Annotated in this window: 23 protein-coding genes and 1 pseudogene; 7 read left to right on the forward strand and 17 right to left on the reverse strand. The window is 66.9% G+C overall.

What is annotated here, in order from left to right; all coding sequences use genetic code 11:
* Positions 1-73 precede the first annotated feature (73 nt).
* The gene (locus ACK3BB_RS14010) at positions 74-1,012 is read right to left on the reverse strand and encodes an SDR family NAD(P)-dependent oxidoreductase (protein WP_428925263.1); all 939 of its coding nucleotides are present in this window, start codon (positions 1,010-1,012) and stop codon (positions 74-76) included.
* A gap of 12 nt (positions 1,013-1,024) precedes the next feature.
* On the reverse strand, positions 1,025-1,849 hold the full coding sequence (locus ACK3BB_RS14015) for an SDR family oxidoreductase (RefSeq protein WP_428925264.1): 825 nt from the start codon (positions 1,847-1,849) through the stop codon (positions 1,025-1,027).
* A 257-nt stretch (positions 1,850-2,106) separates the two neighbouring features.
* Here ACK3BB_RS14015 and ACK3BB_RS14020 point away from each other — a divergent pair, with 257 nt between their 5' ends.
* Positions 2,107-3,102 (forward strand): NADPH:quinone oxidoreductase family protein, encoded by a 996-nt coding sequence (locus ACK3BB_RS14020; protein WP_428925265.1) that lies wholly within the window; start codon positions 2,107-2,109, stop codon positions 3,100-3,102.
* Here the strand turns inward: ACK3BB_RS14020 and ACK3BB_RS14025 are convergent, their stop codons facing one another.
* Positions 3,103-3,768, reverse strand: coding sequence for a histidine phosphatase family protein (locus ACK3BB_RS14025; protein ID WP_428925266.1), 666 nt, complete (start codon positions 3,766-3,768; stop codon positions 3,103-3,105).
* 185 nt (positions 3,769-3,953) lie between these two features.
* Here ACK3BB_RS14025 and ACK3BB_RS14030 point away from each other — a divergent pair, with 185 nt between their 5' ends.
* From ACK3BB_RS14030 to ACK3BB_RS14045, 4 genes are all read left to right on the forward strand, one after another.
* A complete protein-coding gene (locus tag ACK3BB_RS14030; RefSeq protein ID WP_428925267.1) occupies positions 3,954-4,952 on the forward strand; it encodes an NADP-dependent oxidoreductase in 999 nt (332 codons plus the stop codon).
* A 44-nt stretch (positions 4,953-4,996) separates the two neighbouring features.
* Positions 4,997-5,476 carry a MaoC family dehydratase gene (locus ACK3BB_RS14035; RefSeq protein WP_428925268.1) on the forward strand — a complete coding sequence of 160 codons (480 nt, stop codon included), beginning with the start codon at positions 4,997-4,999 and terminating at the stop codon, positions 5,474-5,476.
* Positions 5,477-5,589: 113 nt separating this feature from the next.
* A complete protein-coding gene (aroQ, locus tag ACK3BB_RS14040; protein ID WP_428925269.1) occupies positions 5,590-6,033 on the forward strand; it encodes a type II 3-dehydroquinate dehydratase in 444 nt (147 codons plus the stop codon).
* Positions 6,034-6,038: 5 nt separating this feature from the next.
* Positions 6,039-6,794, forward strand: a complete 756-nt coding sequence (locus tag ACK3BB_RS14045) for a LuxR family transcriptional regulator (RefSeq protein WP_428925270.1) — start codon at positions 6,039-6,041, stop codon at positions 6,792-6,794.
* A 655-nt stretch (positions 6,795-7,449) separates the two neighbouring features.
* On the opposite strand, the gene tsf is transcribed toward ACK3BB_RS14045, so the two are convergent.
* From tsf to ACK3BB_RS14075, 6 genes are all read right to left on the reverse strand, one after another.
* Positions 7,450-8,325 carry a translation elongation factor Ts gene (gene tsf / locus ACK3BB_RS14050; protein ID WP_428925271.1) on the reverse strand — a complete coding sequence of 292 codons (876 nt, stop codon included), beginning with the start codon at positions 8,323-8,325 and terminating at the stop codon, positions 7,450-7,452.
* Between the two features lie 138 nt (positions 8,326-8,463).
* Positions 8,464-9,261, reverse strand: a complete 798-nt coding sequence (gene rpsB, locus ACK3BB_RS14055) for a 30S ribosomal protein S2 (protein ID WP_428925272.1) — start codon at positions 9,259-9,261, stop codon at positions 8,464-8,466.
* A gap of 414 nt (positions 9,262-9,675) precedes the next feature.
* Entirely contained in the window at positions 9,676-10,911 is a 1,236-nt protein-coding gene (locus tag ACK3BB_RS14060; RefSeq protein ID WP_428925273.1) for a M10 family metallopeptidase C-terminal domain-containing protein, read from the reverse strand.
* A 141-nt stretch (positions 10,912-11,052) separates the two neighbouring features.
* Positions 11,053-11,886 carry a lysophospholipid acyltransferase family protein gene (locus ACK3BB_RS14065; RefSeq protein ID WP_428925274.1) on the reverse strand — a complete coding sequence of 278 codons (834 nt, stop codon included), beginning with the start codon at positions 11,884-11,886 and terminating at the stop codon, positions 11,053-11,055.
* Complete coding sequence (locus tag ACK3BB_RS14070) at positions 11,883-12,662, reverse strand: GNAT family N-acetyltransferase (protein WP_428925275.1); 780 nt, start codon at positions 12,660-12,662, stop codon at positions 11,883-11,885. The genes ACK3BB_RS14065 and ACK3BB_RS14070 overlap by 4 nt, the downstream gene beginning before the upstream one ends.
* 158 nt (positions 12,663-12,820) lie before the next feature.
* On the reverse strand, positions 12,821-12,973 hold the full coding sequence (locus tag ACK3BB_RS14075) for a DUF3553 domain-containing protein (RefSeq protein ID WP_428928741.1): 153 nt from the start codon (positions 12,971-12,973) through the stop codon (positions 12,821-12,823).
* Positions 12,974-13,031: 58 nt separating this feature from the next.
* Between ACK3BB_RS14075 and ACK3BB_RS14080 the strand changes: the two genes are divergently transcribed.
* A complete protein-coding gene (locus tag ACK3BB_RS14080; RefSeq protein ID WP_428925276.1) occupies positions 13,032-13,628 on the forward strand; it encodes a histidine phosphotransferase family protein in 597 nt (198 codons plus the stop codon).
* A 105-nt stretch (positions 13,629-13,733) separates the two neighbouring features.
* Here the strand turns inward: ACK3BB_RS14080 and ACK3BB_RS14085 are convergent, their stop codons facing one another.
* From ACK3BB_RS14085 to ACK3BB_RS14120, 8 genes and pseudogenes are all read right to left on the reverse strand, one after another.
* Positions 13,734-14,999, reverse strand: a complete 1,266-nt coding sequence (locus ACK3BB_RS14085) for a glutamate-5-semialdehyde dehydrogenase (RefSeq protein ID WP_428925277.1) — start codon at positions 14,997-14,999, stop codon at positions 13,734-13,736.
* Positions 15,000-15,106: 107 nt separating this feature from the next.
* Positions 15,107-16,213 carry a glutamate 5-kinase gene (gene proB, locus ACK3BB_RS14090; RefSeq protein ID WP_428925278.1) on the reverse strand — a complete coding sequence of 369 codons (1,107 nt, stop codon included), beginning with the start codon at positions 16,211-16,213 and terminating at the stop codon, positions 15,107-15,109.
* Positions 16,201-17,235, reverse strand: coding sequence for a GTPase ObgE (obgE, locus tag ACK3BB_RS14095; protein ID WP_428925279.1), 1,035 nt, complete (start codon positions 17,233-17,235; stop codon positions 16,201-16,203). Before obgE ends, proB begins: the two co-directional genes overlap by 13 nt.
* Positions 17,236-17,453: 218 nt before the next feature.
* Positions 17,454-17,990, reverse strand: a complete 537-nt coding sequence (locus ACK3BB_RS14100) for a GNAT family N-acetyltransferase (RefSeq protein ID WP_428925280.1) — start codon at positions 17,988-17,990, stop codon at positions 17,454-17,456.
* Positions 17,991-18,248: 258 nt separating this feature from the next.
* Positions 18,249-18,518: a 50S ribosomal protein L27 gene (rpmA, locus tag ACK3BB_RS14105; RefSeq protein ID WP_428925281.1), complete on the reverse strand. Its 270-nt coding sequence runs from the start codon at positions 18,516-18,518 to the stop codon at positions 18,249-18,251.
* An 18-nt stretch (positions 18,519-18,536) separates the two neighbouring features.
* Positions 18,537-18,926 (reverse strand): annotated as a pseudogene (gene rplU / locus ACK3BB_RS14110) (50S ribosomal protein L21); the annotation flags it as partial.
* Positions 18,927-19,238: 312 nt separating this feature from the next.
* Positions 19,239-20,084 carry a hypothetical protein gene (locus ACK3BB_RS14115; RefSeq protein WP_428925282.1) on the reverse strand — a complete coding sequence of 282 codons (846 nt, stop codon included), beginning with the start codon at positions 20,082-20,084 and terminating at the stop codon, positions 19,239-19,241.
* Positions 20,084-20,926, reverse strand: a complete 843-nt coding sequence (locus ACK3BB_RS14120) for a DUF2059 domain-containing protein (protein WP_428925283.1) — start codon at positions 20,924-20,926, stop codon at positions 20,084-20,086. Before ACK3BB_RS14120 ends, ACK3BB_RS14115 begins: the two co-directional genes overlap by 1 nt.
* 267 nt (positions 20,927-21,193) lie before the next feature.
* Between ACK3BB_RS14120 and ACK3BB_RS14125 the strand changes: the two genes are divergently transcribed.
* Positions 21,194-22,651: a calcium-binding protein gene (locus ACK3BB_RS14125; protein WP_428925284.1), complete on the forward strand. Its 1,458-nt coding sequence runs from the start codon at positions 21,194-21,196 to the stop codon at positions 22,649-22,651.
* The last annotated feature ends 48 nt before the right edge of the window (positions 22,652-22,699 follow it).

A 22,699-nucleotide genomic window follows, 5' to 3' on the forward strand; every position in this document is an offset into this window, starting at 1 on the left:
TCCTCCCTAAGATCCTGTGGTCCCTGTCAATTCACCGGCCCGGGCGTCGGCCCGGCCGGCGTCGTCGATCCGGTCAGTCCTCGCCCCAGGGCAGCACGAGGCCACGGGCCTCGGCCGCCTTGCGGGCAAATTTGCGGGTCTGGGCAAAGGCATCGGGCAATTCCCGCTGGCCCGTCCCGTCGTGGATGGCCCCGAAGGATGCGGCCACGCCCTCGGGCGTGTTGTCCGCGCCTTCCAGCAGCACACCCGGCGTCTCGTAGATGCGGCTCTGGGCAAAGACCCCGGCACCGGCGCCCAGGATCACCCGGGTCGGCGCATCGTCGGACACCAGGTAAAGCAGCCCCGGGGTGATCGTCTCGGGCTGAAGCACCTCTAGCGCCTCGGGCGGCAGCAGGTCCTCGGTCATGCGCGTGGCGGCCGTGGGCGCCAGGGTGTTGACCCGGATGTTGTCCCGCGCGCCTTCCAGAGCCAGCACGTTCATCAGCCCGACAACGCCCATCTTGGCCGCACCATAGTTCGACTGGCCGAAATTGCCGTAGATGCCCGAGGCCGACGAGGTCATCACGATGCGCCCGTACTTCTGTTCGCGCATGATCGGCCAGACCGTGTGGGCGACCGTGGCCGAGCCCATCAGGTGGACCTCGACGACCTTGCGGAAATCCGACAGGTCCATCTTGGCAAAGGTCTTGTCGCGCAGGATGCCGGCATTGTTGACCAGGATGTCGATGCGGCCCCAGGCCTCCATCGTGCGGGCGACCATGTCGGCCACCTGCCCGGCATCGGCCACGTCGGCCCCGTGGGCCATGGCCTGGCCGCCCATGGCCCGGATCTCGTCGACCACCTGTTCGGCGGCCGAACCCGATCCGCCCTGGCCATCGGTCGACACGCCCAGGTCGTTGACCACCACCCGCGCGCCGCGGGCCGCCAGCCCCAGCGCATGCGACCGGCCCAGCCCCACGCCCGCGCCGGTGACAATCGCCACCCGGCCGTCAAAGCGGATCTCCTCCCCCATGGTCCCTGCTCCCTAATCCATTGCCTTTTCAAAGATATTGCTGCCGACCTGCACGTTGATGCCGCCCGACACCGGGATCACCGCCCCGGTCACATAACCGCCGCCAGGCCCGCAGAGGAACAGCATGCAGCCACCGATGTCTTCCTTGCGGCCCAGCCGTTTCAGGGGCACGTCTCCGGCCACCTTGGCCGCCTTGTCCTCTTCGCCCACGGCAAAGGCCGTCATCTTCGACAGGAACGGCCCCGGGGCCAGGGCGTTGACCGTGATGAATTCGCCGGCCAGTTCGACGGCCAGGATCTTGGTCATGTGGATCACCGCCGCCTTGGAGGCCGAATAGGAATAGGCCCCGTCGCCGATCGGCACCTCGCCCATGACCGAGGCCAGGTTGACCACCCGCGCCGGGTCATCCATCGACGCCGTCTTGCGCAGCAGCGGCAGCAGCGCCTGGGTCAGGTGAAACACGCCGGTCACGTTCAGCGACATGACCTTGTTCCAGGCCAGGTAGGGGAACCGCCCTAGCGGCGCGCCCCAGGTCCGCCCGGCATTGTTCATCAGGATATGCAGTCCGTCCGGGCAGCGCGCCTCGATCTCGCCGGCCAGCGCGTCGATGCCTTCCTGCGAGCCGACATCGCCGGAAAAGCCCTCGGCCGTGCCGGGATGCTGCAGGCGGTTGATCTCCTCCGCGGCGGCGGCACAGGCATCCCCCTTGCGCGATACGATCAGCACCCGGGCGCCGGCGGACACCAGCGCCTCGGCGGCCATGCGGCCGATGCCCGTCGCCCCGCCGGTCACCAAAGCGGTCTTGCCTTCGAGCGAAAACAGGGAATCCGGTGTCATGAAAATCCTTTCCAGAGACGTCAGATATGGGAATATGGCGCAGGGTGTGGTCCGTGCCGACCCGCAGCGGCCCGCCCGTCATGCATCCGCCGCGCCTTGTCCTCCCGTAGCGGCATGATGAGTTTCGCAGTGCAGAATTGCATTTCGAATTTACGTTGACAACCCGGATATGCCGCAGGATCACTGGGACGGCGCGTCACGGGACCAGGGCCCGGGAGGCAGCAGCAGGCCCAGGGGGAGGCCAGGGAGAGGACAGAATGAAGTGCATGCTGAGCACCGCCGTCGGCGGTCCCGAAACATTGGAACTGGCCGACATGCCGGTGCCCGAACCCGGCCCGGGCGAGGTGCGCATCGCGGTGCGCGCCGCCGGGGTGAACTTTCCCGACACGCTGATGATCCGCGATCTCTACCAGATGAAACCGCCCCGGCCCTTTGCCCCGGGCGGCGAGGTGGCCGGGGTGATCGACGCGGTGGGCGCCGGGGTCAAGGGGCTGGCACCGGGCGACCGGGTGCTGGCGCTGACCGGCCATGGGGGCTTTGCCGAACAGGTCTGTGCCGAGGCCGGCAAGGTCACGCGCATCCCCGATGACATGCCCTTCGACGAGGCCGCCTGTTTCGTCTTTACCTATGGCACGTCTTATCACGCGCTCAAGGACCGGGGATACCTGCGGCCCGGCGACACGCTGTTCATCCTGGGCGCCTCGGGCGGCGTGGGCGCGGCGGCGATCGAGCTGGGCAAGGCCATGGGCGCAAGGGTCATCGCCGGGGTGTCCTCGGACGACAAGGCCGCCTTCTGCCGCAAGATCGGGGCCGACCAGACGGTGGTCTATCCGCGCGAGATGGACCGCGACGCGCAAAAGGCCCTGTCGGCCCGGCTGAAGGAACTGGCCGGCCCCAAGGGCGTGACCGTGGCCTATGACGCGGTGGGCGGCGACTATGCCGAGCCGGTGATCCGCTCGATGGGCTGGGACGGGCGGTACCTGGTGGTGGGCTTTCCGGCCGGCATCCCGCGAATTCCGCTCAACCTGACCCTGCTGAAATCCTGCCAGATCGTCGGCGTGTTCTGGGGCGCATCGGTCATGCGCGACCCCAAGGGTCACGGGCGCAATGTCTACGAGCTGTTCGCGCTCTACAGCGACGGCAAGATCCGCCCGCGCATCACCGCCCGCTACCCGCTCGACCGCGCCGGCGAGGCGCTGGAGGCCATGGCCGACCGGCGGGTGACGGGCAAGGTCGTGATCACCTTCGACTGATCAGCCGTCGAGATGCGCGCAATCGTTGAACCCCCGGATGATCCAGCGCCCGTCCGCGATGACCAGGCGCGAGATCGAGCCATTGTCGGCCCCGGTAAAGGTAAAGGCCCCGGCCCCCGCCGCCAGGGCCAACGCCATGGCAATGGTGCCGCCATGGGCCACGACGGCCACGGTCTGGCCACCGTGACGAGCGGCGATCCGTTCGATCCCGGCGCGCACCCGGGCCCCGAAGATCGCCGCGCTTTCGGCCCCGGGGATGACGCCCCAATCCTGGGTTTCATGCATGCGCTGGATGACCGGGTGATTGTCGGCCACCATCTTGCGGTAGATCCCGGCATCCCACTCGCCCAGGCACACCTCGCGCAGGTCCGGCTCGACCTCCGGCGTCAGGCCAAGCGCCCGGGCCAGCGGCGCGGCGGTCTGGTGGGTGCGCCGCAGGGTGGTGACATAGAGCGCGTCGATCGGATGGCCGCCAAGCCGGGACGCCACCTGTTGCGCCTGGGCCTGGCCTTCGGGCGCAAGCGCCGGGTCACCATGGCCGTCCTTGAGCGGAAAGGGCCGGTCGGGATGGGCCGGCTCCGACGCGCCGTGCCGGATCAGCAGCATGTCGCAGGCCCCTGCCGGCGGACGATAGCGCCTTTGCGGATAGGTTCCGGTTTCGGTCATCTGCTCTGTCCCCTGCCCCTTTGGTGCCTCTGCGCGCCCGTCTTGCCGGCCCGGCTGTCATCTTGCCGGCCCTGTGCCCGTCGTGCCGGCGCCAGTCTCGTCATACCGGCCGCGCTCTCGTCTTGCCGGCCCCGCCCGTCTTACCGGCCCCGACCCGGGCCGCGCCACCGCAAAAGGAACATCGCATGAAACAGATCGTCGTGGCCGCGCTGCCCCGGGGCCCGCTGGGCGCCGAGCATTTCCGCCTCGAAGAGGTGCCCGCTCCTGTGCCGGGCCCGGGCCAGGTGCACCTGCGCGTGATCCTGATGTCGATCGACGCAGCCAACCGGTCCTGGCTGCAGGGCGCGACCTATCGCGCGGCGGTGCAGGCCGGGGATGTCATGCCGACCTATGCCATCTGCGAGGTCATCGACAGCCGGGCCGACGGCCTGGCCCCGGGCGACATCGTCGCCGCCGAGGCCGGCTGGTGCGAGGAACTCTGTCTGCCCGCCGGGGATGTGCAGAAGATGCCCGACCTGCGCCCGCTCAGCCACCTGCTGTCGGTCTATGGCATCGCCGGCAAGACGGCCTGGCACGGGCTGGTCGGCGTCGGCCGGCTGGTCGCCGGCGAAACGGTGCTGGTTTCGGCCGCCGCCGGGTCCGTGGGCGGCTATGTCGGCCAGATCGCCCGGGCCATGGGTTGCCGGGCCGTGGGCATCGCCGGAGGGCCCGAGAAATGCCGCTGGGTGGTCGAGGAGCTGGGCTTTGACGCCTGCCTCGATTACCGCGACCCGGGCTTTGCCAAGGCCCTGCGGGCGGCCTGCCCGGACGGGGTGGACGTCTATTTCGACAATGTCGGCGGCCGGGTGCTGGAAACCGCGCTCTTCCTGATGAACCTGCGCGGCCGCGTGGTCTGTTGCGGGGCGATCAGCCAGTATGACGGCGAGGCCCCCAGCGGCCCGCGCAACCTGCCCGGCCTGGTCGTGGTCAAGCGGCTGCGGATGGAAGGGTTCATCGTGATGGACCATGCGGCCGACGACCCCAAGGCCCTGCGCGACCTGACCCGCTGGGTCGACGACGGCCGCATCAAGGTGGTCGAGGATATCGCCGAAGGGCTGGACCAGGCCCCCGCCGCGCTGATCGGCCTGCTGGCCGGCGACAACCGGGGCAAGCGCATGGTGCGCCTGGCGCCCGATCCGGCCTGACATCCGCGGCCTTGCCCGCCACCCAGCAAAGGAGCACATCCCCCATGACATCCCCCATCGACGCGGCCCTGGCCGCCACCGAGGCCAAGATCGGCCTGGAAATCGGCGTGTCCAACTGGATCACCGTCGACCAGGCCATGATTGACAGCTTTGCCGAGACCACCCATGACGACCAGTGGATCCATGTCGACCCTGCCCGGGCCGCCAGCGAAAGCCCCTTTGGCGGGACCATCGCCCATGGTTTCCTGACGCTCTCGCTGGCCAGCCGATTTGCCTATGATTGCTTTCCGCCGCTGCCCGGCCAGGTCATGGCCATCAACTACGGGTTCAACAAGCTGCGCTTTCTCACCCCGGTGCCCGCCGGATGCCGCCTGCGCGGCCGTTTCACCGTCAAATCGGCCAAAAAACGCTCGGCGACCGAGTTGTTGCGGGAAAACGTCTTGACCGTCGAAATCGACGGCCGCGACACGCCCGCTCTGGTCGCGGACTGGCTCGGAATGGTTGTATTCCCCGCGCCGTCATGAGAACGACGTACCGCAGGGATCGCACCATCTGACCGCCGGCGGGGCCAAGGCCCCAGGCCTTGCGCGGTCGTGTCCCTTCCTGCCTGAACACATACCGCAAGGAGTGACGCAAGATGTCATCGGTACTGGTCATGAACGGGCCCAACCTCAACCTGCTGGGCACACGTCAACCCGAGGTCTACGGGCGCACGACGCTCGCCATGATCGAGGCCGATTGCCGGGCCCATGCCGATTCTCTGGGCATGGAGCTGGAATTCGTGCAGTCCAACCATGAAGGCGTTCTGATCGACGCGATTCACGCGGCCCGCGGCGTCCGGGATGGTATCATCCTCAATGCGGGGGCCCTGACCCATACATCCGTGGCCATCCGCGACGCGCTTTCTTCTGTCGAATTGCCGGTTGTCGAGCTACATTTGTCGAACATACACGCCCGGGAATCCTTTCGACACGTGTCGCACATCGCACCTGTTGCCCTGGGACAAATTTGCGGTTTCGGTCCGCAGGGCTATATTCTGGCCCTCGACGCGTTGCACGGGCACCTGACGAAGGAGGATTAGGGACCATGACATTGCGCGACTACCTGTTTTACCTGACCAACGCCCCTTCGTTGGAAGACCTGTGGTCTGCGCATACGCAGAAGATGGCGGAATTCGGCTTTGACCGGCTGATCTACGGGTTCACCCGCTACCGCACGGAAACCTCGCTGGGCGATCCCGAGGATTTCATCGTCCTGACCAACCACAGCCGCGATTACATTCGCGGCTTCATGGACGAGGGGCGCTATTTCCACGCCCCGATGACCCAATGGGCGCTGAACAACGAAGGCGCCTGCAGCTGGCAGGTCATCCAGCAGATGTTCAAATCCGACAAGATGTCCAAGGAAGAGCTGAAGGTTTACGAGTTCAATTCCAGGTTCGACGTGACCGCCGGCTATACCGTCAGCTTCAAATCGGTCTCGGGCCGGTCGAAGGGGGCCATTTCGCTGGCCGCCAAGCCGGGCCTGACCCAGGCCGAGGTCGACAAGATCTGGAAGAAGAGCGGCGAGGACATCCAGCTGATGAACAACATCGCCCATCTCAAGATCCTCACCCTGCCCTATTCCACGCCCACCCGGTCGCTGACCAAGCGCCAGCGCGAGGCGCTGGAATGGGTGGGCGACGGCAAGACGACCCAGGACATCGCGCTGCTGATGGGCCTGACCTCGGCCACGGTCGAGAAACACCTGCGACTCGCCCGCGAGGCGCTGGCCGTCGAAACCACGGCCCAGGCCGTGCTGAAGGCCGCGCTGCACAACCAGATGTTCGTGATGGAAGCCTGACACGCCGGCTTCCTGGCGCTGATTGGCGTCATTCAACCGTGGAAAATGCTTCAAAAGTTACGAAAATATTTTCCGCGCGTTAACAACCGCATGAATTCATTGATGTTTTGCCGCCACAGTCGCGGGAATTAACCAATGGTAAGGAATCCCGGACTACCGTTTAACGAACAAAAACAGCAATTTGGGCGTGTTCCGTGAGTGGTGGCTTTGGCCATGGAACTTTTGGGTCAAGATCCCCGAGATTGCGGGGCTCTCTGGCTCTTCCGGCTTAGCCGGACCGGTTTGGGCGCATATTAGTCGCGTTCGGATCGGGTCTGGACGGCCCCGCCCCATCCCCATTGTCACACGGGGCCGCGCAGACAACTGGGGCCGCGCTTTTTGCGCGGCTCCAGTTCCCCAGTAACCAGTACCGCGTTCTTTTGCGGAGGCCGGGCGATGCAGGCGCATCGTCCGGTTCTGGTTTTGGGGGCTGATTTTCGGGGCGTATGTTGCCGCGACCGGCCTTTTCGGCGGCCCGCATCCCATTGCCCGGGCGCGCTTCCCCTTCACCACCCTTGACCGATCCCACACGAAAAACCCGGGCGCCGCAGCACCCGGGTTTCCTGATCTTGCAGAGGTTTTGCAGCGCCGGACGCCAGGCGCCCGGCCGGGGCCATCAGCCCTGGGCTGCCTTGGCGACCTCGGCTGCAAAGTCCTCTTCCTTCTTCTCGATGCCTTCGCCGACTTCGAGACGGACAAAACCGGTGATCTCGGCGCCGGCTTCCTTGGCTGCGGCACCGACGGTCAGGTCGGGGTTCACGACGAAGGACTGGTTCACCAGCGTCACTTCGGCCATGTACTTCTTCATCCGGCCGACGATCATCTTCTCGATGACGGCTTCCGGCTTGCCGCTCTCGCGGGCGATGTCCATCTGGACCTGCTTTTCCTTCTCGACAACGTCGGGGTCCAGCGAGTCTTCGTTCAGCGCGGCCGGGTTCACGGCGGCGATGTGCATCGCAACCTGCTTGCCAAAGGCCTCGTCGCCACCGGTCATGGCAACCAGCACGCCGATCTTGCCCATGCCGGGTGCGGCGGCGTTGTGCACGTAGGACACGACGGTTTCGCCTTCGATCGACGACATGCGGCGCACCGACATGTTCTCGCCGATGGTGGCGATGGCGTCTGTGATCATGGTCGACACGGCCTTGCCGCCCACTTCCACGTTGTTCAGCGCGTCAACGTCGCTGACCGTCAGCGCCACGTCGGCGATCTTCTGAACCATGGATTGGAAATCGGCGTTCTTGGCGACGAAATCAGTTTCCGAGTTCACCTCGACCGCGACACCCTTGCCACCGTCGATGGCCACGGCCACCAGGCCTTCGGCTGCGGTGCGGCCGGATTTCTTGGCCGCCTTGGCCAGACCCTTGGTGCGGAGCCAGTCAACGGCGGCTTCCATGTTGCCGTCGTTTTCCGTCAGGGCCTTCTTGGCGTCCATCATGCCTGCGCCGGTGCTGTCGCGCAGTTCCTTGACCATTGCTGCGGTGATTGCCATCTGGCGCTCTCCTCACGTTCAGTTTGCGTTTGGGGCGGGAATACCCCGCCCCGCATGTCATTTCCGTGACAGCGCCCGGTTCGCGGCAGAGCCGGACCGGGCCGCCATCCCTGCGGATCGCGATCCGCGGGCCGGGGCTCAGGCCTCGGCCGGGGTCTCTTCGGCCGGAGCAGCCTCTTCGCCTTCGACGGCCAGCTCTTCGCCCAGGCCTTCTTCCAGCTCGCCCAGGTCGACGCCGGCGGCGCCCAGCTGTGCCGACATGCCTTCCAGCGCGGCGTTGGCGGCCAGTTCGCAATAGAGCGTGATGGCGCGAGCGGCGTCATCGTTGCCCGGGATCACGTAATCGACGCCTTCGGGGTTGCAGTTGGTGTCGACGACGGCCACGACCGGGATACCCAGCTTGTTGGCTTCGGCGATGGCCAGGGCTTCTTTCTTGACGTCGATGACGAACAGCAGGTCCGGCACGCCGCCCATTTCACGGATCCCGCCCAGCGAAGCCTGCAGCTTCTCCTGGTCGCGTTCCATGCCCAGGCGCTCTTTCTTGGTCAGGCCCGAGAAACCCGCATCCATGGCTTCATCGATGGATTTCAGGCGCGCGATCGACTGGGACACGGTCTTCCAGTTGGTCAGCGTGCCACCCAGCCAGCGGTGGTTCATGTAATACTGGGCCGACTTCTCGGCCGCATCGGCGATGGCTGCCGACGCCTGGCGCTTGGTGCCGACGAAAAGCACCCGGCCGCCGCGCGAAACGGTGTCGCGGATGACCTGCAGGGCCTGGTCCAGCATCGGGACGGTCTGTGTCAGGTCGAGGATGTGGATGCCGTTGCGCGAGCCGTAGATATAGGGGCTCATGCGCGGGTTCCAGCGCTGCGTCTGGTGACCGAAGTGCACGCCAGCTTCCAGCAGCTGACGCATGGTGAAGTCAGTAAGAGCCATTGCTCGTCCTTTCCGGTTTCATGCCTCGGCGGGGGTCAGAGCAGATGCTCAACCGGCGGACCGTCGGGGATGTCTCCCCCGAACCGGGCCCAATCCCCGCCAGCGGGATCGATGGCGGCGGACATAGCCCAAGCCTCCCCCCCGCGCAACCCCAAAAGACCGGTCATCGCACGGCCTGAAAATCCCGGCCGCGCCTCCTCCCTTGCACCCATGCAAATTCAACAGCTTGCCGCCCGGCCGTCCTCCCCCTGCCGCCGCGCCAACCTCCGAATTCCGGGCGCGCGCCCCTGCTTCTTCTTGGCCCAAATACCCGACACAGCCCCCTCCACCGGCCTATGCTCCCCAAGGTCAGACTCCACACGGGCCACGGGCGGGGCGGCGGTCTCTCCACCGCCCCGCCGGTCGGGCAATGGCTCAGACCAGGAACAGGTCCTCGACCGGCACCACCGCATCCAGCACCCCGGCATCGGCATCGCGCAGCACGATCCGGTCCTGTTCGCCCCCGGTGAGGATCAGCGTCACGTCATCGCCGCGTTCGACCACCCGCGCGATCTCCGCCCCGGCTTCCAGCACGATCACATCCTCGCTGGCATCGAAATCCAGGATGATGTCGCGTTGGCGGGTGCCGTCGCCGGTCTCGGCCCCAAAGACAAAGCTGTCCGCCCCGTCGCCCCCGGTCAGCCGGTCGTTGCCGGCCCCGCCGATCAGCACCTCGTCGGCGGCACTGCCCACCAGCCGGTCATCCCCCGCCGTGCCTTCGATCAGCACGACCACCGGGTCCGGCCCGGGCGCCGGCGGTACCTCCTCGCCCGGCACATCGCCACCCGGTGCAGTATCACCGGCGGCAAAACCGATGTCGTCATAGGTCAGGTCATGGCTGGCAAAGGTCTCGAACGCGGCCCCGGTCACGTCGTCCAGCGTCTGGCCCGCCGCCGCAACGGCCGCAACGTCGATCGCATAGGCCCGGGTGTCGATGGTCTGGTTGTTCACGAAATCGACCGAGCCGGTCTGATAGGCCTCGACCCCGGAAATCGAACTGCCATCGGCAAAGCTCACCGTCACCAGCACCTCGGCGTTGAACGGGTTGATCTCGGTGCTGGCCCCGGGGTTGAACGGCGTGTCGTCGGTGTCGATCACCACCCGCGTCGTGCCCAGCCCCGGCGCGTCGATCGCCCCGCTGCCAAAGACCAGCCCCTCGTAGGCCGTGGCCCCCGGTGGCAACAGGCCGAAATCCAGCTGGTCGAATGCCACGTCATTGGCCCGGATCGTGCTGTCGCCGGTCACCGTCGTGACCCCGCTGGCGTCGAAATCGTTGCGCGGCAGGAAATAGGTATCACCGCCGGCCGAAAACGTGATGCCAAAGACCTGGCCCACATCGGTGGTCAGGCTGACGAATTCATAGGTCGGCGATTGCGTCGCGATCACGATGTCATCGGCGATGAAGGTGATCTCTTCGGCCTGGAAAAGCACGGTCTCGTTGGGCGTGCCTTCAAAGATCACCGACGGCGGGGTGACCTGGAAGTCATTGGCATCGGGATCGACGCTCTGGAAGGTCACGGCGGTCAGCGTGGTGCCGGCCGGAATCGTGTCACCGGCGCCATAGGCGATATCGTCGATGCGGTAGGCAGTACCAATTAGGGTGGTGGACATGGGAACATCCTGTCTGATGGCAAGGCGCGGCAGGATCCGCCGCCCGACAAGATGTAACGGCAGAACCGCCGCCAAGGCATTGACAAGTCATCACAAACCGGTGGCGCTTCGCGATCTGGCGTGGCCCGGTTTGCGGGCAGATCACCCCGGCTCGCCGGCTTGTGAATGAGCGTGGCGCACGGCCTCCTCGGCGGCCGCCGCCAGCGCCTTGCGATCGGTGAAATCCGCTACACGCAGCGGCGGGCAAAAGACCATCTCGACCCGGCCCTGCGGCCGCTGGGCCAGCACCTTGACCAGCCCGGCGCCGAAATCCATGTCGCCCCACCAGCCGTAGAACCGCGCCGGCGCGCCCTCGGGCGGCAGGTAGCGCAGGGCAACGGGCTGGATCCAGCTGGTCGCGGCCAGGTCACCGTCGAAGAAGGCCGCAAACAGCGTCGTTCGGAAGGGCAGCACGCGCAGCCCGTCGGTCGATGTGCCCTCGGGAAAGAACAGCAGCCGGTGGCCGGCGTCCAGCCGGGCGCGCAGCAGGCGGTTGTGGTCGCGGGCCTGGCGGCGGTCACGCTCGATGAACACCGTGCCGGTGGCCCGGGCCAGCCAGCCGATCCCCGGCCAGCCCGCGACCTCGGCCTTGGACACGAAATAGATCGGCTGGCCGGCATTCAGCGTGAAGATATCCAGCCAGGACGAATGGTTGGCCACCAGCGCCCCGGGATGATCCATCGCCTGGCCATGGCAGATCAGCGGCAGGCCGATCAGGCGCAGGGCGTTGCGGCAGACGAAACAGGTGATCGCCGGGGTCCAGGGCCGGTCGGCGCCGTGCAGCGGCCGTTCGACCAGGCGCAAGGCCAGGTGCAGGGCCAGCCCGCCGAAGACCAGCAGCGCCAGGGGCAGCCCCCGCGCCACCACCCGCAGCCAGCCCGCCGGGGTGATGCGCAGCGGATCGGGCGGCGTGTCCGACTGCCAGGTGGCGCTCATCGCGTGCCGGCCTGGGGCCCGGTGTAAAGCCGCTTCTGACGCTCGTTCATCCGGGCGGTATCCATCACCAGGCAGACATCGGTGGTGTTGAAGGCATGATCGACAAAGGCACCCTCGCCCACCGTGCCGCCCAGGCGCAGGTAGGCCTTGATCAGCGCCGGCACGGCCAGCATGGCCCGCCGGCGGTCGAGCTGGTCGGCGGGCACCAGGTCCATGGGCTGGAAATGCCCGGGCAAGGCCCGCACGCGCAGATCCGGCGGGGCGAGGTGATTGTGATGCAGCATCGACAGCGGTTCGGCCAGGGCGGTCACATCGGTGCCGTGAAAGCTGGCCGTGCCAAAGAGCACTTCGATCTCGTGGCGGGCGACGTAATCGGCCAGCCCGGTCCACAGGTGGAACATGGCCGCCCCGCCGCGGTAATCGGGATGCAGGCAGGACCGGCCCAGTTCCAGCAACCGCCGGCCGGATTGGCGCAGCGGGGCCAGGTCGTATTCATCCTCGGAATAGAACTGGCCGGCCTTGTCGGCCATGTCGCCGCGCAACAGGCGATAGACACCGACCACCGCGCCGGTCGTGTCGTCGCGCACGATCATGTGGTCGAAGAACGGGTCGAAGGCATCTCGCTCCAGCCCGTTTTCGTGGTCGACCATCTCTCCGCCGCCGCCCAGCTCGCGCACGAAGACATCATAGCGCAGGGCCTGGGCCGCGCGCAGCTCGGCCTGGGTCTCGGCGATGGAAACGGTAAAGGACGGGCCCGGGACTGGCGTGTCAGGCATGATGGGTCGGCGGGCCTCTGTGACGTGTTGGGCGCTGATACCCCGGCGCCGGGCCCGGTTGCAACCGGCCCCCGGGCGCTGGGTCGCTGCGATGGCAAGGGCCTGCCGTTAACGCCCGGGCCCAGGCGGCCCCGCCGGCGTTAACCTTTAAGTAACCATCATCCGTCATCAAAGACGGGCAGCAGTCCGATCCGGGTGCCGTCGATCACCACCTTGCCCGCATCGGGAAAGTTCACGGTGACCTTGCCGCCGATGTTGGACTGGACCTGGCCTGTGCCCCAGTCCGGATGATCGGGATGGCGCACGCGCATGCCGGGTGAGAGTATGGAGTTGAAGTTGGTCACGCAATTCTCCGGAAGCGGAAGGCATATGGGACAAGGTAACGACAATCTGGCGGCGCTGATAGGGTCGCGCATCTGCCACGACCTGATCAGCCCGATCGGGGCGATCCACAACGGGCTGGAACTGCTGGACATGGCCGGGGCGGTCGAAGGGCCGGAAATGGGCCTGATCGCCGACAGTGTCAGCAATGCCGAGGCGCGGATCCGGTTCTTCCGGCTGGCCTATGGCGCGGCGGGCGATCAGCAGATCGCCCGGTCCGAAGTGGTGGCCGTGCTGCGCGACATGGGCAAGGCCGGGCGGCTGAGCCTGGAGTGGATGCCGCTGGACCCGCAACCGCGCTGCGACGTGCGGCTGGCGCTGCTGGCGGTGCAATGCCTGGAAACGGCGATGCCCTATGGCGGCACGATCCGGGTCGACCGGCCGGGCCCGGGCTGGTCGGTGACGGGCGAGGCCGAGCGGCTGGTGCTGGATCCGGCGCTGTGGTCGGGGCTGACCGATCCGGACATCCAGGCCGAGATTACCCCGGCGCTGGTGCAATTCGGGCTGATGCCCATGGCCGTGGTCGATGCCGGGCGCCATCTTGAGGTCACGACATCCGGCCAGCGGATCGAGATGACATTCTGACCCGCGCGGGCCGCGCACCGGGACAGGATCCCGGTGCTTGTCCCGGCCAACGGGCATGTGCCGGCCCGGTCAGACCATGGGCCGGCCGGTCACCCAGCCCGAGGATCAGCCGCGCACCGTGCCGTCGCCAGTCACGAGATACTTGAAGCTGGTCAGCTGGGCCGCGCCCACCGGGCCGCGGGCATGCATCTTGCCGGTGGCAATGCCGATCTCGGCGCCCATGCCGAATTCACCGCCATCGGCGAACTGGGTCGAGGCATTGCGCATCAGGATCGCGCTGTCGAGCCGCTGGAAGAACCGCGCGGCGGCGGCGTCATCCTCGGTGACGATGCAATCGGTGTGCTGGCTGCCGAACTCGCGGATATGGGCGATGGCCCCGTCGATATCGTCGACCACGCGGGCGGCGATGATCGTGTCGAGATATTCGCGCCCCCAATCCTCGGCCCCGGCCGGCCGGGTGCCGTCGATCTTCTGCAGCGCCGCATCGGCGCGCACCTCGATGCCGGCGTCGATCAGCGCGCGGATGACCCCCTGGCCGATCGTGTCGACCAGCGCGCGGTGGATCAGCAGGCATTCGGCCGCCCCGCAGATCCCGGTGCGCCGGGTCTTGGCGTTCAGCACGACCTTCAGCGCCTTTTCCGGGTCGGCCGCAGCATCGAGATAGATGTGCACGATGCCTTCGAGATGGGCAAAGACCGGCACCCGCGCTTCGCGCTGCACCAGCCCGACCAGCCCCTTGCCCCCGCGCGGCACGATGACGTCGATCGTGTCGGTCATGGTCAGCATTTCACTGACGGCCGCACGGTCGCGGGTCGGCACCAGCTGGATGGCGTCTTCGGGCAGGCCCGCGGCGCGCAAGCCGTCGACCAGGCAGGCATGGATTGCGGTCGAGGAATGAAAGCTCTCCGAGCCGCCGCGCAGCACCACCGCATTGCCCGATTTCAGGCAGAGCGCCCCGGCATCGGCGGTGACGTTGGGCCGGCTTTCATAGATCACGCCGATCACGCCGAGCGGCGTGCGCACGCGCTGGATGTGCAGCCCGCTGTCCATGTCCCATTCGGTGAGGATCTCGCCGACGGGATCGTCCTGGCCGGCCACGGCGCGCAGCCCGGCCACGATGCCCTGGATCCGGGCCTCGTCCAGCTTGAGCCGGTCCATCATGGCCGGGCTCAGCCCCTTGTCGGCGCCAAAGGCCATGTCCTTGTCGTTGGCGGCAAGGATCTCTTCCCGCCGGGCCCAGACCGCATCGGCGGCAGCGGTCAGCGCCCGGGCCTTGGCCTCGGATGGGGCAAAGGCCAGCTCGGCTGCGGCGGCCTTGGCGCGCGTTCCGATATTGGCCATCAGGGCCTGGATGTCGTCATGGTCTTTCATCGGCCTGTCCCCTGTTTGCGTCTACGTCCGAAGTCTGTGCCCGCTGTCGGGCGGTATCGAGTGGTATTTATACCAAGAAGAAGCAGCCGTCAGGCGGAAATGCCCGGTCACAGCGCCATGTCGTCGCGATGGATCAGCGCGGCGCGGCCGGGGTAGCCCAGCAGGTCCTCGATCTCGGTGCTCTGATGGCCGCGGATGGCCTGGGCCTCGTCGGCGGTGTAGCGCGTCAGGCCCTGGCCCAGGCGCATGCCGCTGTCATCCTCGATGGCCACCGGGTCGCCCCGGCCGAAGGCGCCGCGCACGTCGGTCACCCCGGCGGGCAGCAGCGACCGGCCGCGGCCCAGGGCCCGGGCGGCGCCGGCGTCGATGACAAGGATGCCCCGTGGTTTCATCGCGGCGATCCAGCGCTTGCGCGCGGCCTGGGGATCGAGCTGGGCGGTGAACCAGGTGGCATTGGCCCCGTTTTCCAGGGCGGTCAGCGGGTTCAGCCCCGAGCCTTCGGTGATGGCCATGGCACAGCCCGCCGCCGTGGCCATGCGCGCGGCCATCAGCTTGGTCTTCATCCCGCCCTTGGACAGGCCCGAGCCGGCATCGCCGGCCATGGCCTCGATCTCGGGGGTGATACGATCGATCCGGTCAAAGCGCGTGGCGGTCGGGTCCTGGGCCGGGTTGGCCGTGTAGAGCCCGTCGATATCCGACAAGAGCACCAGCACGTCGGCGCCGACGGTCACGGCCACCTGGGCGGCCAGCCGGTCGTTGTCGCCATAGCGGATCTCGTCGGTGGCAATGGTGTCGTTCTCGTTGACGATGGGCACCACGCCCAGGCCCAGCAGGGTTTCCAGCGTGGCCCGCGAATTGAGATAGCGCCGGCGGTCGGCGCTGTCTTCCAGCGTGACCAGCACCTGGGCGGCGGTGATCCGGTGCGGGGCCAGCGCCTCTTCATAGGCCCGGGCCAGGCGGATCTGGCCGACGGCCGCCGCGGCCTGCGATTGTTCCAGCGCAAGGGTCGTCGGCGGCAGGCCCAGGGCGCCCCGGCCCAGGGCGATCGAGCCCGAGGAGACCAGGATCACGTCGGCGCCCGCGGCCTTCAACCGGGCGACATCACCGGCCAGGGCGGTCAGCCAGTCGCCGCGCAACAGCCCGCTGACCCGGTCGACCAGCAGGGCCGACCCGATCTTGACGACAATCCGCCGCGCCGCGGTCAGGGATGCCACGGGGCCTCGTCCTCGACGGGTTTCTGGCGCAGCCGGTCCTCGGCGATCTCGCCCTTCAACGCGCGCAGCACGTCGGTCACGCCTTCGCGAGCCACGCCGGACATCATGAAGACCGGTCCGCCGCTGGCCTCTTCCAGCGCGGCCCTGGCCTCGGCCCGCTGTTCCTCGTCCAGCGCGTCGATCTTGTTCAGCGCGGTGACCCGGGGCTTGTCGGCCAGGTGGCCGCCATAGGCCTCAAGCTCGGCGATGATCGTCCGGTAATCCTCGGCGATCGTCTCGGACGTGCCGTCGACCAGGTGCAGCAGGACGGAACAGCGCTCAACATGGCCCAGGAAGCGGTCGCCGATCCCCCGGCCCTCGTGGGCGCCTTCGATCAGGCCGGGAATGTCGGCAATGACAAACTCGGCATTGTCCACGCCCACCACGCCCAGGTTGGGATGCAGCGTGGTGAACGGGTAATCGGCGATCTTGGGCCGGGCGTTCGACGTCGCGGCCAGGAAGGTCGACTTGCCCGCGTTGGGCAGGCCCAGCAGCCCGGCATCTGCGATCAGCTTCAACCGCAGCCACAGGGTCCGGTCGACGCCCGGCTGGCCCGGGTTGGCCCGGCGCGGAGCCTGGTTGGTCGAGGTCTTGAAATGCAGGTTGCCGAACCCGCCGTTGCCGCCCCGGGCCAGTTCGACCGTTGCGCCCAGCGTGTCGAGATCGGCAATCACCGTCTCTTCGTCCTCGTCGAGGATCTCGGTGCCCACCGGCACCTTCAGCACGATGTCGTCGCCGGTCTTGCCCGTGCGCTGCTGGCCCATCCCGGGCCGGCCGTTCTCGGCAAAGAAATGCTGCTGGTACCGGAAATCGATCAGCGTGTTCAGCCCGTCCACGGCCTCGGCAATGACCGACCCGCCGCGCCCGCCGTCGCCGCCATCCGGCCCGCCGTATTCGATGAACTTCTCACGGCGAAAACTCACCGCGCCACCACCACCGCTACCCGAGCGGATATAGACCTTGCAGAGATCGAGAAACTTCATGCCCGCGTTCCTACAGCAAGGCGCGCCCGACCAAAAGCCGCCATGCGCATGCCTTGCCTTTTGCCTGTCCCGGATCGCGTCCGCCCATCGGCCGCGCCCTGCAGGGGGCCATTGCCGGCCCCCTGCTTCTTTCTCTTCGTAAATATTCCCGGGGGAGTCCTCCATCGGAGGACGGGGGCAGCGCCCCCACAGACCCCGCCGGTCAGCCCGCCCCGCGCTCAGAGCTTGCGCGCATAGGTCCAGGTCGGCACCAATGCCCCGCGCGCCACCGAGAAACTCTCGGCATCACCCAGGTAGTCGAACCCGCAATGGCTCAGCACCCGAGCCGAGGCCGGGTTGTCCTGGAAGACCGAGGCAAAGAGCGACCGGTCGCCCAGCGGGTTTTCCCGCACCAATGCCTGCAGCGCCTCCGAGGCCAGGCCCGTGTTCCAGAACAAAGGCGCGATCCAGAAGCCCACCTCGGCGCCGCCCTCGTCCAGCCGCTTGAGCGAGATCACGCCCTTCAGCTCAGGCCCCCCGTCGCGGGTGCCGTCGATCGCCCAGATGAATTCCTCGCGGTCCTCGGCCATGGCCCGGTCGACATAGGCCTCGGTCGCCCCGGGGGGCAGCGGATGAGGAATGGCCGATGTCATGCGCGCCACGCGCTCGTCGCCGGCCCATTGCGCGATCAGCCCGCAATCCGAGCGGCGCAGCGGGCGCAGGTCGAACCTTGCGCATTCGATCGTGGCCTGGTTGACGATCCTGTCCAGTTTCATCGTCTCACTCCCTGCTGGAGCCCCCGGGGCGCCCCTGTCTACTCATCCATATCGGCACGTCCATCGTGCCCGGCAAGGCGGCGAACCGTCGCCCTCGGGGCCCTGCGCCCCAACCTTGCCCAACCCTGACCCGCCCGCCTGTCGCGGGCCGGTCGCAGCCTGTCATTGCCCCGGCCGCCTTTCCGCCGGGTAAACGAAAAGGGGACCGGCGGTTCCGCCGATCCCCTGAGTGTTTTTCCAACCTCTGTAAGGTTCGGCTTACTCGGCGGCCTCCGCGGCTGGCAGCACCGAAATGAAGGTTCGACCCTTCAGACCCTTGTGGAAGGTCACGGCGCCTTCGGCGGTGGCAAAGATGGTGTGGTCCTTGCCCATGCCAACGCCTTCGCCCGGCCAGAACTTGGTGCCGCGCTGACGCACGATGATGTTGCCCGCGACGGCCGCCTGGCCCCCGTAGAGCTTCACGCCAAGACGGCGGCCTGCGGAATCGCGACCGTTACGGGACGAACCGCCTGCTTTTTTATGTGCCATGCTGGTCTCTCCTTACGCTTCGGCGGCTTCGGCAGCCGGGGCGTCCTTGACGGAGCCCGCGCCCACTGCGGCCTTGACACCGGTCGCATCGGCGCCCGAGGTCAGGATTTCGGTGATACGCACGACGGTCAGTTGCTGACGGTGACCGCGGGTACGCTTGGAGGAATGCTTGCGGCGGCGTTTCACGAAGGTGATGACCTTGTCGGCCTTCACGTCTTCCACCACCTCGGCCTGCACGGCCGCGCCTTCGATCGTCGGCGCGCCGACGACGGTGGTGTCACCGCCCAGCATCAGCACGTCGTTGAACTGCACGGTTTCGCCGGCAATGGCGGCCAGTTTCTCGATCCGGAGCTCGTCGCCCGAGCGGACCTTGTACTGCTTGCCACCGGTCTTAAGGACCGCAAACATGTCTGTCTTCCTTCTTTCTGCCGCGTCCTGTGGTCCCCTTTCGGGCGTTTCCGCAGGGCCTGACCGATGCCTGCGCCCCCAAGGGGCGAAAGAACCGGCAGTGTCAGACCCGAACAACCTCGGACGGCGCGCCCCCTTCGGGGCTTGAATGACTGCAAAACCCGGCGCGGATCATCCGGCCGGGGATGCGCGCTTATGCACTTGCCTCCCGGCCCTGTCAACCGCCCCCGCCCGGACAATGGCGCGGAACGGCCCCGATTTCCCCGGAAAACGGCGTTTTCCGCCCCCGGCGGTGGTGCAAGCGGGCCGGGGTCACAGGTCCTGCGCCTGCGTGGCGCGCCCGGCCACCAGCCCCAGCCCATGGGAGATCCGGCCATAGGTGACCTCGAATCCCTCGAACAGCGCGGCATTCACGGCCTGGCCTGCCGGTGTTTCGGAAAAGGCGACATAGGCGTCAAGATCGGCGGGATCGGCCGGCCCGTAGGCCAGCAGCAGGTAGCCCATCAGCCAGCCCTCGGTATCAGCCCGGATCGCGCCCTCCTGCGCCCAGACCCGCGACAGGATCTCGCCGTCATCGGCCGGCTGGCCCGCGCCGGCAGCCAGCCCGCGCAGGAACTGGAACCGGGCGGTCATGGTGCTGGTCGTGTTGCGCTCGACCAGGTCGTTGACCTCGGCAAAGCGGCGCAGGGAGGCAATCGGCTCGCCGGACTCGTCCCGGCGGGCGGCCCATTCGCCGCGCGCGATGGCCTCGATATCGGGATCGGAAATCGCCGCCCGCGCCACCAGCTCCAGCTCGACCAGCGCCCGGCCCGCCGGGCTGTCGAAAAAGGCCACGGCCGCCCCCAGGTCACCGGCCGACAGCGCCCCGAAGGCGCCGGTCAGCTCTGCGCGGATCAGCCCGGGGTCAAAGACCTCTTCCAGCTGGGCCATGGCCACCGGCGACACCTGTCCGGTGGCATCGGCGGGCAGCAGGTCGCGGGCATCGTCCAGCCCCTCGTCACGCATCAGAACGGCCAGGTCCTGCAACCGAAGTGCCTCACCCAGCCGGTCGACCATGTCGTCGCCGGGCCCGGCCAGCGCCCGCAGCGGCAGGACCAGCACCAGAAGGACCAGCGCCACCCCTGCCCGCAGTCCCGGAAAGCCCCGCAACGCGGGCATCAGATGTCCTGGCCCGGGTCAAGCTCGGACATGCGCGAGGCCAGGACCTCGAACCGGTTGGCCATGATCTCGTATTGCACGGCATTCATCAGCTCGTAGACCTCGATCATCTCGGGCTCTTCCAGCGCGGCGGTATAGGTTTCCAGATCGTCATCCGAGATATCGCGATAGACATAGGCCGACGAGGCCAGCGCGCTCTGGGCAATCGCCATGCGCAGCTGCGGCTCCTGCGCCTGCATCATCGCGGCCAGTTCCTCGGGATCGAGCTGCAGCTCGATCACCCCGGCGGCGCTGGCCGCCAGCAGAAAGCGCATCTGGATCTGCTGCATCGCCCGCACCGCGCTGCCCGAGGCGTCGATCGCTGCGCCCATGCGCTTGAACATGTCCAGCCGGGGCGAGCCGTCTTCGACCATCTCGGCCACCAGAGCCACGCCCTGCTCCTGCTTGGCCGTGTCATCGGGATCGAGATGCGAGGCATTCTCGATCTCGACCAGCCGCTGGCCCAGATCGGTGGCATAGAACCCCGCGGCATGGGCCAGCTTGTCGTCTTCAAGGGTCTGCTCCAGCATGTCGACGGCCATGTCGTACATCAGGTCGACGTCAAAGACCTCCGAGCTGAGGCGCTTCCAGCTGTAGCCGAAGACCCCGGCATCGATGCCCAGCATGACCGGCGCATCTTCGGCGGAATATTTCAGGCTCTCCAGCGCGGCATCAAAGCCGGTGACCTGCAAGAAAGCCTCGACCTTGTCGCGATTGGCGGCAGCGGCGGGCAGGACGAAGAGGGTCAGCGCGACAAGCGCGGCGCCGGCCACCCGGGCGGGGATGCGGATGAAAGCGATCATGGCCCCAAGATAAGGCGCCCGCCGGCCCGCGCCAATGGTCGCGCGCAGATGGGCGGGCCCGCGCCACGGTCATTTTATCGCGATGCTGTCGATTATGGCCATGGCAGGATGTGCATGGGACCGCAGGGCCCCAGACGCGGGATCATGAAACCGGCCCGGGCCGAAACCAGGGCCGCTCAATTCGCCGAAAAAGTCGACAGAAACGGTTTCCTGAATGGGAATTCACGTTTAACCTGTTGAAGACTCGTTTTAATAGGTAAAACAATTATGACAACGTATACCATCGGCGCGACCTACACGTCTTATAGCTGGTCCGATTTTGACGGCGAATATTCAGAGGCCGACAGTTACGGCCAGACCACCGCAACCATCACGTCGCTGGACAATGACGACGGTACCTTCACCATGGTCGACGGCATTCCCACGATGGATGGTGTGGACTGGGCCGAGGCGTTCTTTCCCGAATCCGATCCGTTCTATTACGACTTCTCTTTCCGCACGTACGAATTCACCTGGTCGGGCGGCACGACCTATCTCTTTGTCGCCGCCGAATCCTACTACTACCTCGATTACTTCGACCTCAGCTCATACAGCACGGACGCCTATGTCTACCTCACGCTGGGCGGGGCCGAATTGCCCGATTTCTCGCATATCGCCGAAGAGGACCAATACGAGGCCTTCAACGAATTCCTGGCCACGGGCACAATGTCCACGCCGACAACCGGGTTCACCGACGGCACGACCTTCAACCTGGACGATCTCGATATCGTGGCCGTCGACGAGGACGACTGGATCGCCGGGACCAGCGAAATCGATACCAGCTTTGCCGGTGACGGCGACGATTACTTCTACGAATACTACAACAAGAAGGGCGACACGCTGGACGGCGGCGCGGGGATCGACACGGTGGAATACCGGCCCGAGAAAGGGCTCGACTATGTAATCGTCGACCTGGAGGACTTCACCGCCAACGGCGGAGCGGCCCAGAGGGACCGGCTGTACAACATCGAGAATGTCATCACCTGGCGGGGCGATGACCATGTCGCGGGCTCGGAAGCCGACAACGTGATCGAGACAGACCGTGGCGATGATACCCTGATCGGGCGTGGCGGCGACGACATGCTGTTTGGCGGCCAGGGCAAGGACCTGCTGATCGGCGGCGCCGGAGCCGACCTGCTCGACGGCGGCAACAGCCGCGACATGGTCCTCTATTCGTACTCGACCCACGGGCTGGCCATCGACATGTTGCCCGGCGGCCAGGGCTCGGGCGACGCCCTGGGCGACACGTTTATCGATATCGAGATCGTCGAGGCCACCGATTACGTCGACATCCTGCGTGGCGACCACGCCGACAACCGCCTGCACGGAATGCGCGGCGACGACACCCTGCGCGGACGCGGGGGCAATGACGAGCTTTTCGGCCAGGGCGGCGACGACCTGCTGAACGGCGATGCGGGCGACGATCACATGTTCGGCGGCAAGGGCGCCGACACGTTCCAGTTCACTGCAGGCCATGACGTGATCGAAGACCTGGAACAGGGCATCGACACGCTGCAGATCTCCAACCGGTTCGCCTCGGGCGCCACCCTGTCCCAGGACGACCTGCGCGATGCGGCCCAACTGATCGACGGCACGCTGACGCTGGTCTTCTCCGACGCCCATTCGCTGACCCTGCTGGGCCATACCGACATCGACACCGTTCTGGCCGACATCACCGGCTTCTAGGCCGGGGCCAACGGCCTCTGGGCCGGAACGCGTTCAAGGAAAGAGTTC

This window comes from Marinibacterium sp. SX1, assembly GCF_050389775.1.
Taxonomy (GTDB): Bacteria; Pseudomonadota; Alphaproteobacteria; order Rhodobacterales; family Rhodobacteraceae; genus Marinibacterium.